12 protein-coding genes are annotated in these 13,772 nt (G+C 46.3%); 8 read left to right on the plus strand and 4 right to left on the minus strand.

The features are described from left to right. Positions 1 to 17: 17 nt before the first annotated feature. The 6 genes from GJU82_RS03220 (at position 18) to lgt (ending at position 8,224) form a co-directional block, all read left to right on the plus strand. Entirely contained in the window at positions 18 to 1,142 is a 1,125-nt protein-coding gene (locus GJU82_RS03220; RefSeq protein ID WP_153630831.1) for a DNA polymerase III subunit gamma/tau, read from the plus strand. A 173-nt stretch (positions 1,143 to 1,315) separates the two neighbouring features. Next, complete coding sequence (locus tag GJU82_RS03225) at positions 1,316 to 1,807, plus strand: hypothetical protein (RefSeq protein WP_153630832.1); 492 nt, start codon at positions 1,316 to 1,318, stop codon at positions 1,805 to 1,807. Positions 1,808 to 1,919: 112 nt separating this feature from the next. Further along, complete coding sequence (locus GJU82_RS03230) at positions 1,920 to 3,146, plus strand: NADP-dependent isocitrate dehydrogenase (protein ID WP_153630833.1); 1,227 nt, start codon at positions 1,920 to 1,922, stop codon at positions 3,144 to 3,146. Between the two features lie 83 nt (positions 3,147 to 3,229). Beyond that, positions 3,230 to 3,742 carry a ferritin gene (locus GJU82_RS03235; RefSeq protein WP_153630834.1) on the plus strand — a complete coding sequence of 171 codons (513 nt, stop codon included), beginning with the start codon at positions 3,230 to 3,232 and terminating at the stop codon, positions 3,740 to 3,742. 267 nt (positions 3,743 to 4,009) lie between these two features. After that, on the plus strand, positions 4,010 to 7,339 hold the full coding sequence (gene secA / locus GJU82_RS03240; protein WP_153630835.1) for a preprotein translocase subunit SecA: 3,330 nt from the start codon (positions 4,010 to 4,012) through the stop codon (positions 7,337 to 7,339). A 72-nt stretch (positions 7,340 to 7,411) separates the two neighbouring features. After that, positions 7,412 to 8,224, plus strand: coding sequence for a prolipoprotein diacylglyceryl transferase (gene lgt / locus GJU82_RS03245; RefSeq protein WP_153630836.1), 813 nt, complete (start codon positions 7,412 to 7,414; stop codon positions 8,222 to 8,224). A 90-nt stretch (positions 8,225 to 8,314) separates the two neighbouring features. Here lgt and GJU82_RS03250 read toward each other — a convergent pair whose 3' ends face one another. After that, positions 8,315 to 8,533: a hypothetical protein gene (locus GJU82_RS03250; RefSeq protein ID WP_153630837.1), complete on the minus strand. Its 219-nt coding sequence runs from the start codon at positions 8,531 to 8,533 to the stop codon at positions 8,315 to 8,317. A gap of 119 nt (positions 8,534 to 8,652) precedes the next feature. After that, entirely contained in the window at positions 8,653 to 9,357 is a 705-nt protein-coding gene (locus GJU82_RS03255; protein WP_153630838.1) for a type 1 glutamine amidotransferase, read from the minus strand. Positions 9,358 to 9,714: 357 nt separating this feature from the next. Here GJU82_RS03255 and GJU82_RS03260 point away from each other — a divergent pair, with 357 nt between their 5' ends. Next, positions 9,715 to 9,900 (plus strand): hypothetical protein, encoded by a 186-nt coding sequence (locus tag GJU82_RS03260; protein WP_153630839.1) that lies wholly within the window; start codon positions 9,715 to 9,717, stop codon positions 9,898 to 9,900. A 151-nt stretch (positions 9,901 to 10,051) separates the two neighbouring features. After that, positions 10,052 to 10,243: a cold-shock protein gene (locus tag GJU82_RS03265; RefSeq protein WP_025864637.1), complete on the plus strand. Its 192-nt coding sequence runs from the start codon at positions 10,052 to 10,054 to the stop codon at positions 10,241 to 10,243. Positions 10,244 to 10,324: 81 nt separating this feature from the next. Here the strand turns inward: GJU82_RS03265 and GJU82_RS03270 are convergent, their stop codons facing one another. Together GJU82_RS03270 and GJU82_RS03275 are read right to left on the minus strand one after the other, a co-directional pair. Next, positions 10,325 to 12,589: a GH92 family glycosyl hydrolase gene (locus GJU82_RS03270; protein WP_153630840.1), complete on the minus strand. Its 2,265-nt coding sequence runs from the start codon at positions 12,587 to 12,589 to the stop codon at positions 10,325 to 10,327. 417 nt (positions 12,590 to 13,006) lie between these two features. Beyond that, the gene (locus GJU82_RS03275; protein ID WP_153630841.1) at positions 13,007 to 13,669 is read right to left on the minus strand and encodes a hypothetical protein; all 663 of its coding nucleotides are present in this window, start codon (positions 13,667 to 13,669) and stop codon (positions 13,007 to 13,009) included. Positions 13,670 to 13,772: the final 103 nt, after the last annotated feature.

A 13,772-nucleotide genomic window follows, 5' to 3' on the forward strand; every position in this document is an offset into this window, starting at 1 on the left:
GCACCCGAGGAATTTTTATGGAGAATTATATTGTTTCAGCAAGAAAATACAGACCTTTTACGTTTAGCTCGGTCGTTGGGCAGCCGTCGATTACTGCCACGCTTAAAAATGCGATCCGTAATAACCATCTGGCGCATGCATACCTGTTTTGCGGACCTCGCGGGGTAGGGAAGACTACCTCAGCCCGTATTTTTGCCAAAACCATCAATTGTCAGAATATTACTACTGAAACAGAGCCTTGCAATACCTGTGAGTCATGTAAGGCTTTTAACGAAAACAGATCTTACAATATTCACGAACTCGATGCTGCGTCCAATAACTCGGTGGACGATATTCGTACGCTGGTCGACCAGGTTCGGGTCCCGCCGCAGATTGGAAAATACAGCGTGTACATCATTGATGAGGTACACATGTTGTCGCAATCTGCATTCAATGCTTTCCTGAAAACACTGGAAGAACCGCCTCCACATGCTATTTTTGTGTTGGCTACTACCGAAAAACATAAAATCCTGCCAACCATTCTTTCACGTTGTCAAATCTTCGACTTCAACCGGATTGGCATTACCGATATTGAAAAACATTTGGCTTCGGTGGCCGAAAAAGAGCAAATCAACTTTGAGCCGGAAGCGCTGAATATTATTGCCCAGAAGGCTGACGGCGCTATGCGTGACGCACTTTCCATTTTCGACCAGGTGGTGAGCTTTTCAGGTAGTAACATTACTTACCAGGATACCATCTCGAACCTGAATGTGTTGGATTACGACTACTATTTTCGATTGGTTGACGGGTTTCAAAAAGGTGATGTCCCGGGTGTTCTGATGATTTTCAACGAGATTCTGGATAAGGGGTTTAACGGGCATCACTTCGTATCCGGTTTGTGCCAGCACTTCCGTGATTTGCTGGTGTGTAAAGATCCGGTGACGGTGGAATTGCTGGAAGTAGGTGGCGACATCAGGGAAAAATACCGGCGCCAATCCGAAGAGTGTAATTTGCCATTCCTGGTGGAAGGATTGAATTTGGCCAGCGAGTGCGATATGCAATACAAGGCTTCATCCAATAAACGCTTCCTGGTAGAGCTGGCACTCATTCGCATTGCACAGCTGGAAGAGGCATTTAAAAAAAAAAGGCTGACGAACGCGTAGTTTCTACCATACTTTTACCCATTTTTTCGGCGGCAACGGCAAAAAAAGTAACCCGGTCAAATGAGTCCGTTTCACAAAGCGGAGCGGACAGCGGTAAACCAGCTGAAGCGGACAGGCAGCCGAATACGCCTGTTGTTTCACCGCCAGCGCCAGGAAAGGTAAAGAGCCGGAGGGTGGCCCGAAGGGACAGTATTAGCACTCCCTCGATTGCCAATGCGCTGAGGGGAAACAAACCTGCTTTTGAATATAAAAAGGAAGCGACACAGCAGGCAAAGCAGGTGGCAGAACCGGAAGTGCATCCGTTTACCGGAGAAAAATTGGCAGAGGCATGGAAGGGGTTTGTAGAGCGGGTGGATGCACCACAACTGAAAGCTGCTTTATCGACACGCGAACCGTTGTTGACGGACGAATGGAACGTGAATTACTTGCTCGACAACGAGACACAGCGCGAACGGTTGGTGTTGGAAGTAAAGCCGAAGTTGCTGGGCTTTTTGAGAAGAACACTGCGGAACGAACGGATTGAAGTGGAGTTTCAGATTGCGGAGGGGGATGATGCGTTACCGCGTAGACCTTATTCCGACTCGGAAAAATGGCAGGCCATGGTGGAGGTAAATCCATCTTTGGCTCAGTTTAAGAAGATGTTCGGACTCGATTTTGATAGTTAAGAGAATCTTGAAACGATATGTACCGTAACCTGACATCAAGGTGAATTCAAACTAAACCAGTCCAATCTTGTTTAGTAAACATCATTTATTCTATTAAAAAATTTATTCAGGCATGGACAAAATTAATGTTTCCAATCCCGTTGTAGAGCTTGACGGCGATGAAATGACCAGGATTATCTGGCAGATGATTAAAGATCAACTCATCCTGCCGTACCTGGACCTCGACATTAAGTATTTTGATTTGGGTATTGAGCATCGCGACGCGACCGACGATCAGGTGACTGTTGACGCTGCCAACGCCATCAAGAAGTACAAAGTGGGGATTAAATGTGCAACCATTACCCCGGACGAGAAGCGGGTGGAAGAGTTTGGCCTCAGGCGCATGTACAAATCACCGAACGGTACCATTCGTAACATTATTGGTGGAACCATTTTCCGCGAGCCTATTTTCGTGAAAAATGTACCGCGTTTGGTTCCGCAATGGACCGGCCCGATTGTAATCGGACGTCACGCATTCGGGGATCAGTACCGTGCGACCGATATGGTCGTCGATCGTCCCGGAAAACTGACGATGACTTTCACTCCGGAAGATGGTTCGGAACCCATTACTCACAATGTTTATGACTTCGAAGGCGCGGGTGTGGCCTTGTCGATGTACAACACCGAAGAGTCTATCCGTGGTTTTGCGCACAGCTGTTTTAAAATGGCGTTGCAGAAAAAATGGCCGCTCTACCTGTCCACAAAAAATACCATTCTCAAGAAATACGATGGTTTCTTTAAGGATATCTTTCAGGAAATCTTTGAATCAGATTATCAGAAACAGTTCGACGAAGCTGGTATTACATACGAGCACCGTCTGATTGATGACATGGTAGCATCGGCATTGAAGTGGAACGGTAACTTTATCTGGGCCTGTAAAAACTACGACGGCGACGTTCAGTCGGATACCGTAGCTCAGGGATTCGGTTCGCTGGGACTAATGACTTCGGTACTGATGACGCCGGATGGCGATATTCTGGAAGCAGAAGCGGCCCATGGTACAGTGACCCGTCACTACCGTGAACACCAGAAAGGGAACCCAACTTCAACCAACCCGATTGCTTCTATCTATGCCTGGACGCGTGGCCTGGCATTCCGTGGACGTCTGGATAACAACGAAGAGTTGATCAAATTCAGCCATACGCTGGAAGAAGTTTGTGTTGATACGGTTGAATCAGGCAAAATGACAAAAGACCTGGCCCTGGCCATCCACGGAAAAGATTTGAAGCCGGAACATTACCTCACAACCGAGCAGTTCCTGAATACCCTGGCTGAAGGCCTGAAGGCACGGTTGAGTTAATAAATGTGTTCCGAACGTGGCTGGGCGCCCGCCTGATTATTTGTATATTTGGGTTCAGATATAAACCTTAAAATCAATTAATCATGTTGAAAGAAGCAGTTAATAAAGCAATAAACGAGCAAATTAACGCTGAATTTCATTCGGCTTACCTCTATTTGTCCATGTCGGCTTATTTCGAAGCTGTCGGTTTGTCAGGTTTTGCCAATTGGATGAAGGTTCAATACAAGGAAGAATTGGCGCATGCACAGAAATTTTTCGACTACGTGAACGACCGCGGAGCAAGGGTTATTTTAGCCCCGATTGCTGAAGTTCCGGCTGAGTTTAATGAGGTAGTCGATGTTTTTGAGAAAACGCTGGCACACGAACAAAATGTTACGGAACGTATTAATAATCTGATGGATATTTCGATTGCAGAATCAGATCATGCTACCAAGAGTTTCCTTCAGTGGTTCCTCGACGAACAGGTTGAGGAAGAGAATACCGTCGATCAGATATTGAATAATCTGAAGATGATCAACGGCGAAGGACAAGGCCTGCTGATGATGGATCGGGAAATGATGAACCGGACGTTTTCAGATCCGACCACCGGGGCATAGTTCTTGATAAACATTTCCCGCCTGGCAAATCTGCCCTCTGGCGGGAAATTGATCGGACCGCGATTTTACATCCGAAAATATTGATTTCGTAAAGAGGAGAGTGCCCCTGGCGGTATTCTCCTTTTTTTCTGTTCTGTGAAGGCAAAAAATTGGGGAATTCGACTCGCCGAAAAAAATAGCGATTGTTTTCAATGCTTGCAACTTTTAGTTTAATTTGTGAGTGATTCGCGATAGAAGTAAACATAAAAAATAACCGAACAAGATATAATGGCATTTGTAACAAAATTTCTAACACAAGTCTTTGGTAATAAATCCGAAAGGGATATCAAAGGGATTCTGCCGGTATTGGAGCGCGTGAAAAATGAATTTGATCGCGTAACCGGGTTTACCAATGACGAGCTTAGAGCTGAGACAGAAAAACTAAAAGGCAGGATTAAAGAGTATATCAAGGCTGAAGAAGACGAAATAGCTTCATTAAAGGAACAGGCTGAAAGTGGTTCGGTGCCTTTGGAAGAGAGTGAAAAACTCTACGACAGGGTCGACAAACTGGAAGAGGTGATCGATACGAAGATTGAGGAAGTATTGAATGAAGTTTTGCCCACGGCTTTTGCCATCGTGAAAGATACCGCCCGCCGTTTTGCGGAGAACGAACAGCTGGAAGTGACGGCCAATGATTTCGACCGTGATTTAGCTGCCGCGAAAGATTACGTGGATGTGAAAGGAGACATAGCCGTTTACGCCAATCACTGGGAAGCGGGAGGTTCGGAGCAGAAGTGGAATATGGTCCACTACGATGTTCAGCTCATCGGTGGTATTGTGCTTCACGAAGGTAAAATTGCCGAGATGGCGACCGGTGAAGGTAAAACGCTGGTGGCAACCTTGCCGGTTTTCCTGAACGCCATGGCAGGCCAGGGAGTACATCTGGTAACCGTGAACGATTACCTGGCCCGTCGTGACTCGGAGTGGATGGGACCTATTTTCGAATTCCACGGCTTGTCTGTTGATTGTATTGACAAGCATCAGCCCAATTCGGCCGAACGACGTGCTGCTTACAATGCAGATGTCACGTATGGAACCAACAATGAGTTTGGTTTCGATTACCTGCGCGATAACATGGCCATCAACCCATCCGATTTGGTGCAGCGGAAACACCACTACGCCATCGTCGATGAGGTCGACTCGGTTTTGATTGACGATGCCCGTACGCCGTTGATTATTTCGGGCCCGATTCCAAAAGGCGACGACCAGCTATTCGAAGAGTTGAAAGCACCGATTGAGCGTTTGGTAAAACTGCAGCGTGACCTTGTGGCACAAATTCTGGCGGAAGCCAAAAAGAAGATAAAATCGGAAGATTCCAAAGAGCGTGATGAAGGTTCGTTATTGTTGCTTCGTGCATTTAAAGGTCTTCCCAAGAATAAAGCGATTATCCGTTATCTGAGCGAAGAGGGTATTAAAGCCAGGATGCAGAAAACGGAGAACTACTACATGCAGGACAATAACAAGAACATGCATATTGTTACTGACCCGCTTTACTTCATCATCGACGAGAAACTGAACTCGATTGAGTTAACAGATAATGGGATCGATGTACTGTCGGAAGACAACGAAGATTCCAACTTCTTTATTTTGCCCGATATTGGTGCCGAGATTGCTGAAATCGAAAACGACGAATCGTTGGATGCACAGGGCAAACTGGCAAAGAAAGACGAGCTGATTCAGAGTTACGCAGTGAAATCGGAGCGTGTGCACACCATCAATCAGTTGTTGCGTGCCTACACCATGTTCGAAAAGGATGTGGAGTACGTGGTAATGGACAACAAGGTGAAAATCGTCGACGAGCAAACCGGACGTATCATGGAGGGCCGGCGCTATTCCGACGGATTGCACCAGGCCATCGAGGCAAAGGAGCGGGTGAAAGTGGAAGCTGCCACACAGACATTTGCAACCATTACACTTCAGAACTACTTCCGGATGTACCACAAACTGGCCGGTATGACCGGTACGGCGGAAACGGAAGCAGGAGAATTGTGGGACATCTACAAACTGGAGGTTGTTGTTATCCCGACCAATAAACCCGTTGTACGGAAGGATCACGAGGATTTGGTTTACAAAACCAAAAAGGAGAAATATAACGCTATTATCGAGGAGATAATCAAACTGCATAAACAGGGACGGCCAATCCTGGTAGGTACCACTTCCGTGGAAATATCGGAATTGTTGAGCCGTATGCTGAAAATGCGGGGGATCGATCACCAGGTGCTGAACGCGAAGTTGCACCAGCGTGAGGCTGACATTGTGGCGGAAGCCGGTAAGCCCGGGACCGTGACTATTGCGACGAACATGGCCGGACGGGGTACCGACATCAAGTTGACGAAGGAAACGAAAGAAGCCGGCGGTTTGGCCATAATTGGCACCGAGCGTCACGAATCACGTCGTGTCGACCGCCAGTTACGCGGACGTTCCGGCCGTCAGGGTGACCCCGGTTCATCTCAGTTCTTTGTGTCGTTGGAAGACGACCTGATGCGCCTCTTCTCTTCCGACCGGATTGCCGGTATTATGGACCGCCTGGGACTGGAAGAGGGCGAAGTGATTCAGCACTCCATGATTTCCAGGTCCATTGAACGGGCACAGAAAAAAGTGGAAGAGAACAATTTCGGTATTCGTAAGCGATTGCTGGAATACGATGATGTGATGAACTCGCAGCGTGAGGTCATTTATAAGAAACGTAAACATGCGCTCTTCGGCGAACGCCTGGAAGTAGACGTACTGAATATGATGTACGACTCTGTGGAAGGTCTGGTAGCCGATTTCCACCAGATGGGACAGGACGCTTACGAAGAATTCCGTCTCGAGGCCATGCGTTTGCTCTCCATCGACACCTCGGTGACGAAGGAAGAATTCATCAGCCAAAATCCGGAAGAAATTACCGGGCGGATATACAAGGAAATGATCGACAATTATTCCCGAAAGGTGGAGATCATCGCCAAGCAGGCATGGCCGGTTATTAAAGATGTATACGAACACAAATCACACATTTACAATAATATCGTTGTTCCTATCAGCGACGGGCAGAAGGTTTACCAGATTGTTACCAACCTCGAGAAATCGTACAACTCCGAGGCACAGGATTTGGTGAAATCATACATGAAACAGGTGAACCTGGCTTCGATTGACGATTCGTGGAAAGAGCACTTGCGTGAACTGGACGATTTGCGTACTTCGGTACAGAACGCCAGCTACGAGCAGAAAGATCCGTTGTTGATTTACAAGCTCGAATCCTTCAACCTGTTCAAATCAATGATGGATAAGCTGAACCTGGATGTGGTTTCCACCCTGATGAAGGGACATATTCCCATCAGCGATCCGGACCAGGTACAGGAAGCACGGGCCGTTCAACACACCGATCGCTCACAGTATCAGGAGCAGAAAAGTGAAGCCGGCAGGTTGAGTTCCGGCGGCGGTGAACAGGGTGGTGAGCAACAACCACCCAAGAAAATGGAGCCGATTCGCCATGGGCCGAAAATCGGACGAAATGATCCATGTCCTTGCGGAAGTGGAAAGAAATATAAACAATGTCATGGGCGTGGCGTTGTGTAAGCTAAATCAATTCTGGTCCTTCATATGGCAGCAGGGGCAACCTGCTGCTTTTACCCTTAATGTGAGCACGCTATGAATGAGTTCCTGTTTATCCATTGGAATGTAAACCCTGAGATTTTTCATCTGGGGCCTTTGTCGGTTCGTTGGTACGGACTTTTGTTTGCCACCGGCTTTCTGTTGGGTTATTACATCATGGAGAAGATGTTAAAGTTTGAAAACGCTAACGAAAAGTGGCTCGACAGTCTCTTTATGTACGTGATTATTGCCACGGTGGTTGGCGCACGGTTAGGACATGTTTTCTTTTATGGATGGGATTACTATTCGCAGCACCCCAGCGAGATTCTGAAGGTGTGGCACGGCGGTCTGGCCAGCCATGGCGGCGCTATCGGTATCCTGATTGCCATCTGGTTGTACTCCCGGTTCGTCACCAAACGCTCCATGCTTTGGACTTTGGATCGACTGGTGGTCCCGGTGGCCCTGGTGGCCGTACTCATTCGTACCGGTAACCTGATGAACTCAGAAATCTATGGTGTACAAACATCGCTCCCCTGGGGATTTATTTTTGAGCGCAACGGCGAAACCGTTGCCAAACATCCCACACAGATTTACGAGGCGCTTTGTTACCTGGCCACCTTTGTTCTGCTTTGGCGGATGTACTTTCACACAGTCGATAAGAGGAACCGTCCCGGTTTCCTGTTGGGGGTATTCTTTATCTGCATTTTTACCGCCCGTTTCTTTATCGAATTCATCAAGGAAAACCAGGAACCGTTTGAAGCACACATGCTGTTGAATATGGGACAATTGCTCAGTATCCCGTTTGTCTTAGCAGGAATAATACTGGTAGTCCGCGCACTGAAGCGACCGCTGAAGATATACAAGAATTAAATGTTGAGCCGGTAACTCGTTGAGGACCGGCTCGTTGTATCAACGACAGAAAACATTGTAACAACAGAAACGATACTAACCTCATCTGTATTATTTCAAATACTGTGCAGCGACAATAATCAGTATAAAGGCAATAATTGTGATGTAGGCATATGGACTGGCAAAGTTAAAGGTGTAACCCCGGGCCGGATTATACTTGGGAACAATTAACCTCGGATCTTTGCGGTTCACATAAAAGGGACCGCGCCAGTTGCCCAGGTCTTTTCTCATGGCATCGAAGTATTCGTTTTCGTGTTTTTTCTTTTTCATGACAGTATATTTCTCATTTTAAAAGCGATTGGGTTGTCTTGCATGTTCGTCAGAAAGCCAGGGGAAACGTGCACGGGCTTGTTAGTAGAGAGAAGAAAAATCCGGGCGTCACATGAAAATTAGTTGATATGCCGCGTTATTCTGTCAAGAATGGTAAACATCAAATCATTATTTCGGAGAATGAGCTGCTGGTGAGCCAGAATTTCTTTTGCACTTTGGATATACTTTCCGTCAGTCAATTCTTCTTGTCCGTGTTTCACCATTTCGTTTAGGCTTTCCGGTGTTACTTCGAAATGAAATTGCAGTCCTAAAACATTATCACGGATGAACCCCTGGTTTTTACAGCCTTCCGATTGAAAAAGATGTTGCGCCCCTGCGGGTAGCTCAAACGTGTCGCCATGCCAGTGGAATACCGGGAAGGTTTCTTCAAAATCGCTGAGAAGTTTACTCCGACCGCCATCCTTTGTTAGCGAAATATTAAACCATCCAATCTCCTTTTCGCTATTCGGATAGACATTGGCCCCCATAGCATGGGCAATAAACTGTGAGCCCAAACAAATGCCTAAAACTGTTTTCCTGGCCTCTATGGCTCGTTGTATAAACTCCTTCTCTTTGGTTAGCCACGGATATTTCCCGTCATCGTAAATTCCCATGGGGCCTCCCATGATGATGAGCATATCGAAATCGGAAAGGGAGGGGAGTTCATCGTTCGCGAAAAAACGGGTAACGGTTAGCGTATGTTGGTTTCGGGCTACCCATTGTCCGATACAACCCACCCCTTCGAAGGAAACGTGTTGCAGGTAGTGAATGCGAATCGGTTTCATGGTATGCTGAAATTAAAATCTCCAATTGGGTTAAAACGCGGTTTTAAAGTTAGCATAAAAGTGCTGATATACTCAGCAGGATGATAAAAAACGCGCAAGTGGTTCACTGGCTTAGACCTGTTGCGCTCAGCAAAAGTATGCGCAGACCGATACAATTTCTTTTTTATGGATGTTGTTTTGGTACTTTTTCAGGTAATCCCGGCTGATTTCTGTATATTTGCCGATTAAATCAACTGATGCAAAAAGCTTCCGTTAACGGAACCTGCCTTCCGAAAGATCAGAATTCTATGACATCCCATCGGAAAGACCTTCATGATTTATCCCTTTAGAAATCTATTTATTTAAAAAAGAACAATAATGAGTACAGATTTTGACATCAACAAGTGGAACAGCATTCAGATGGATCTGAAAAGAAAATACCCTCAATTGACAAATGCTGATTTAATGTGGAGACATGAGACAAAAGAGGACTTTTTCAAGATTCTGGCGGTGAAACTGAAACTGAGCCGTAAGGAGTTGGAAAAAATGATTGCTTCACTTTGATCTGTCTTTCGGTTGTGGTTGAACGGACAGAAATCTATTCATGAGAACAGGTAATTGAAAAACAACCGGGAAATAAGTCCGGAGATTAATTTCAAAACTGGATTAGGTTTCAATTATTAGCCGTAACTTAGACCGAATTAATTCAATTATCATGAACAAAGGGACAGTAAAATTTTTTAATGAATCAAAAGGATTTGGTTTCATTAAAGACGAAAATTCATCAAAAGAATATTTCGTACATTCATCCGGATTAATCGACCAGATTCGTGAGGATGATGAAGTAACGTTTGAATTGCAGGAGGGCAAAAAAGGTTTAAATGCAGTCAATGTAAAACTAGCATAGTCTGTAATATACAGACATTAAAAATTTTAAAGTCCCGCTTTTGGCGGGACTTTTTTATGCCCTGCTCTCAGAATTTTCAGCCTATTCGTGAGCGGAAAGGGAAGGAGGTAAATGCTCTCTTCCAAAATCCGAAGGTTTCGGGCCCATCACGAACCGGAGTTTTGCCCCGTTCGCAATTTCGCTGTGGCGGAACCAGGCCCTGTTCAATGGTTGGCCATTTAATGTGGCCGACTGAATGTACCGGTTTGTTTCAGAAAGGTTCGATGCGATTACTTCCAATTGTTTTCCGCCGCCTAGATCCAGTACGGCCCGCTGAAAATGTGGAGCAGTGATGAGATAGACATCCTGTCCGGCATTGGGATAGAATCCTACGGTGTTGAATACCAGCCATGCTGACATCGATCCCGAATCGTCGTTGCCCGGAATGCCATCTCTTGCCGAGGTGTAGTGCTTTAGGATGATATCGCGAACGCGGTCGCTGCTTTTGTATTGATAACCCGCATAAGTGTACAGGCAAGGAGTGAAGAAGCCCGGTTCATTGTCGACCCGGTAGTTCGGTCCCGTAAAAAAGGTATCCAGCCTTTTCACAAAGGTTTCCGGGCCACCGCAACTGTCAATCAATGCCCGTGCGTCTTGTGGCACATAGAAGGAATACTCCCACGAATTGGCCTCGTAAAAGAAGTTGCCCCAGCTGCCGGCTTTTGTGGTCGGGAAATCTTCGACCCACGAACCATCTCTTCGCTTGGGCCAGATGAATCCGCTTACACCGCTGTCAGTTACCTGCCGCCGCCATAAGTTGGCCCAGTTGGTTGCCCGTTTGCGGTACTTTTCATAGTCCGCTTCTTTGCCGAGACCTTTCGCTACTTGTGCAATGGCCCAATCGTTCGCCGAATACTCCACGGTACGTGTTCCGGCCCGGTCGTATAGTTTTGGGGTGTGCAGTGTCGGCGATTTTCCGTCCGGTTCATATTCTGCCGGTACATAGTTCAGCTTGATGTATTCGTTGATGCCGCCTCGTCCGTCGGTTTGCTGGTTGCCACCCGGCGGAATCTCCGCGTCTTTTACCATCGCTTCGTATCCTGTTTGGTAATCAATGCCTTTCAAGTCTTTCAGGAAAGCGTCGGCTACCACCATGTCGCAGTTGCTGCCTCCCTGGGTGCGCCCGGTCTGGTTGCCGCTGCGCGAATCGGGCATGTAGCCTTCGTAGCGGTATATGTCAATCAGCGAACGGACAATATCTCTTTCCCGGTCGGGTTGAATGAGTGTCAGCAACGGATTGGTTGCCCGGAAGGTATCCCAAATGGCGTAGAAATCGTCGTAATACGGCTCATCAGAGTGCCATTTCGGATTCTCCCCGGTCCGGTCCACCGGCATCAGCATGGCGTGATACATGGCGGTATAGAACACTTTCTTCATATCATTCGAAGCGCCTTCCACATGAATCGTATTCAAAACATTGTTCCATGTTTGAACAGCATCCTGATGTACTTTATCAAAATTCCATCCCGGGACTTCCTGCTGAAGGTTGGCCAATGCTTTCCCGCTGCTGATGAACGAAATGCCCACTTTTACCTGGATGGCTTTTTTACTTCCATTCCCGAAGAAGAACCAGGCGCCGGTCTTTTTGCCGCTGTCGTATTCCGACGCTTTTTCGGGTGAAGCCACGTTTCCTTTCCATGTCCCGTATGATTTGGCTGGCGTATCGAAAACGGCAGAGAAGAAAACGGTGTATTCGCCTCCCTTATTCCATCCGCCTCTCACGCGCGTGTAACCTTGAATCAGCGTGTCGGAAACAACCTTGATTTCCGAGCCGATGAGCCGTTGTGCCTCACCGCAACAATGATGTTCACCCAGCATACTCCCGGCATCGATGAGAATGCCCCGCTCTTTATTATCACCGAACGTGTACCGGTGAAAACCAACCCGCCGGCTGACGGTCATTTCGGCCTTGATGTCGTAATCGGTCAGGTCGACGGCAAAGTAGCCCGGGCTGGCCTGTTCATTGGCTGGTTGTGATTGTATCTTTTCTGGGTGAAACGGCCCGGTGAAAGGCATCACCAGCACATTCCCGTATTTCGGGCCACCGCCGGTCCCACTGACGTGAACATGGCTGAAACCGTGAATCACCGCTCCGGGAACATACCCGGAGTTGGAACTTTTATTACCGCAATCGGGCCCCGGTTTCACCATCCCGAAAGGAAGTGAAGCGCCCGGAAAAACATTACCGGCACCTTCCGTACCAATAAACGGATCGACAAATGAAGTAAGTTGTTCAGTTGGTGGTTGTCCTTTTAAGGTCAATGCGATGCCGGCAAGAAGCATCGGGAGAAGCAAGATTTTTTTCATTACCTGTGGCTTTCTTGTTTATGGTATTTGTTTCGTAATCTTTTCGACGATTGAAAACGGTGGTCGGGTATTATCAAATGGGAGCTGCCGGTTTTAACATAAGGTGTGGCCGGCGTACGTTATGGTTTTAGTCGAAATATGGCTATATTTTACCGTTTATCGTCAGGGTAACGAATGGAAGGAGTGGATTGTTTACGAATAAAGACGAGTCTATACTGATTATTGGCGGGAGAATTCCTGATAAGATGTTGCCACAGCGTTTATGCAGAAAGAAAGATTTACGCAATTGTTCAACGAGCGCTTTGTCTTAAAAAGACATTTGAAAATTGATTTCTGACCGCACAAATTCAGCCATAATAATCTGGTTACCTATCGTGGCTGAATTTTACAGATTTGTAAATACAGGCAAACAAAAGATTATTTCTTCGTTTTTTTAAGTGCTTTGTTACGGCGTTTGAGTTTTTTCAGGGCCTTCTTTAGTTTGTCTTTCCAGTTATTCAGCTTACTTTTTTTGACATCTTTCTTTTTGGCCTTTTTAACCTTCTTCTTTAGCTTGTCAACCTTTTCTTCTGCTTTCTTGACTTTCTTTTTTTCTGTCTTCATTTTACCTCCTTGTTTCTTGTCGGAACTAGTCTCTTTCTTTTTCGAATCAGACTTACCCTTATCTTCAGTAACCGGTTTCGGTCCGGATTGACTTTTTTCGATAGTTATTTCATTATTTGATGGTTTTGCCACTTTTTTGCTTTTGGTCACTTCTTCTGTTTCCTTAGCAGGAATATTTTTCTTATTAACTGGCTTCGTTTCGACCGTTTTTGAAGTGGCTGGAGCTGGAGCTGGTTTGCTTGTACCGGCGGGTGTTATTGTTTCAGAGGTATTGGATGTTGAAGTACTTCTTTTCCTCCTTGGTGCAGGTGTTTTTTTTACGGGAGTGGCTTTTGCTTCAGTCGTTTTTGTACTACCAGAATCCACTTTTTGTGCTGCCGCTTGCTTCGACTTTGGAGTTTCAGCAGTTACTTTTTTTACGTCATTTTGATGGTCTGATGGCTTTTTTCCTTCAACCGTTTTATTTGGATTTTCCATATTGAATATAATATTTGTGCATGGTCTACACTAAATTAGACCTTCTTAGCTTAATAATCAACCGACGGGAGCTTTATTTAACACGGAAAGACAAAATAGAAGG

Source organism: Prolixibacter sp. SD074 (assembly GCF_009617895.1).
Lineage (GTDB): Bacteria > Bacteroidota > Bacteroidia > Bacteroidales > Prolixibacteraceae > Prolixibacter.